2 protein-coding genes are annotated in these 1,649 nt (G+C 69.9%); both read right to left on the bottom strand.

All coding sequences use genetic code 11. From position 1 onward, the window contains the following. A partial coding sequence (locus WA805_RS25065; protein WP_425243562.1) for an SWIM zinc finger family protein occupies positions 1 to 654 on the bottom strand: 654 nt, incomplete at its 3' end. Beyond that, positions 651 to 1,649, bottom strand: a 999-nt coding sequence (locus tag WA805_RS25060; protein ID WP_425243561.1) for a DEAD/DEAH box helicase, incomplete at its 5' end; no start/stop codon positions are given. The genes WA805_RS25060 and WA805_RS25065, both read right to left, overlap by 4 nt.

Raw genomic sequence — 1,649 nt, 5'->3', positions numbered from 1 at the left:
GTCATCCGTGGCGGCTCTGGTCGAGCCCGCGGAGGAAGCCGCGGGCCGCGGGCCGGCCTGGCGCAGCGCTGCGAGCAGCGCGCTACGGCTCCGGCCGCGCCAGGCGAGCATCTCGAACGGATCGTCGTCGAACGCCTCGGCCAGCACGTAACAGACCGCGGCCAGGTGCTTGCAGGGCACTCCCCAGTCCGGGCAGCTGCAGTGCATGTCCAGGTCGGCCGCCGACCTGGGGAACAGCGGCGTCCCGCACGAGGCGAAGATCTCTTCGATCTCCGCGGGCATTTCGCCTGCCAGCAGCTTCGCGCGGAACAGCGCCTGGCTGGCCAGCCGCCGCTCGACCTCGCGCCACTGCGCCGTTGTCAGCGGCAGCACCTTGATGGTCACGTTGTACGGCTGCGGCCGCGACCCCTGGACCCGCGCGGTGACCACGCCCTGGGTCAGCGAGAACTCCACGACCTGGCCCTTTCGCGCGTAGCTGCGCCCGCGCTGCAGCCGTCCGCTCATCCCGTAAGACTCGAGCACGGCGATGAACCGCCGCGACCACCATTGCTCGCCGATCGCGCCGCGCTTGCTTTTCGCCTTGATGCCGCCTTCGACGGCGATCGGGGGACCCGCCGTCTCCCACCACCGCGGCCCGCTGGCTGGCGGGCTCATTCCGGCACCGCGTCTGCTGAAAGCGCTACGACCTCGCGCAGCTGCGCCGTGGACAGGCCAGCGAGCCAGTTCTCCCCGGTGCCAACGATCTGCTCGGCCAGGGCTTTCTTCTCCTCGATCATGGCGTCGATCCGCTCCTCGAGCGTGCCCACGCAGACGAACTTGCGCACCTGCACGTCGCGGCGCTGCCCGATCCGGAACGCCCGGTCGGTGGCCTGATCCTCCACGGCCGGGTTCCACCACCGGTCGACGTGGATGACGTGGTTTGCCGCGGTCAGGTTGAGCCCGGTGCCGCCCGCCTTGAGCGAGAGCAGGAACAGCATCGGCTCGTCCGCCTCCTGGAAGCGGGCCACCAGCTCGTCGCGCTGCTTCTTGCTCGTGCCGCCGTGCAGGTACAGCACCTGGCAGCCGATCCGGGCGGCGAGATGCGGCTGCAGCATCCGGCCGAACTCGGCGTACTGGGTGAAGCACAGCGCCCTGTCGCCGTCGGCCGCGATCTCCTCGCAGATCTCCTCGAGCCTGGCGAGCTTGCCGGACCTGCCGGGCAGCCGGGAGCCGTCGCCGAGCAGGTGCGCGGGATGATTGCACACCTGCTTGAGCTTGGTCATCGTGGCAAGCACCAGGCCGCGCCTGGTTATGTCGTCGCTGGCCTCGTCGATGCGGCTGAGCATGTCGGTGACGGTCGCCTGGTACAGGCTTGCCTGCTCCTGCGTCAGGTTGCACCAGACCTTGATCTCCTGCTTGTCCGGCAGGTCGGAGATGATCGACTTGTCCGTCTTCAGGCGGCGCAGCAGGAACGGCTGGGTGACCCGTCGCAGCCGCTGTGCCGCCTCCTCGTCGCCGAACCGCTCCACTGGGACCGCGTACTGCTCCCTGAAGGCCTTCGCAGGGCCGAGCAGGCCGGGGTTGGCGAACTCCATGATCGACCACAGCTCCGACAGCTGGTTCTCCACCGGCGTCCCGGTCAGCGCGACCCGCGAGGCGGCGGGCAGGGC

This window comes from Trebonia sp., assembly GCF_049794275.1.
Lineage (GTDB): Bacteria > Actinomycetota > Actinomycetes > Streptosporangiales > Streptosporangiaceae > Trebonia.
Note: the sequence above shows the minus strand (reverse complement) of the source record. Positions and strands in the feature narration are given on the sequence as shown.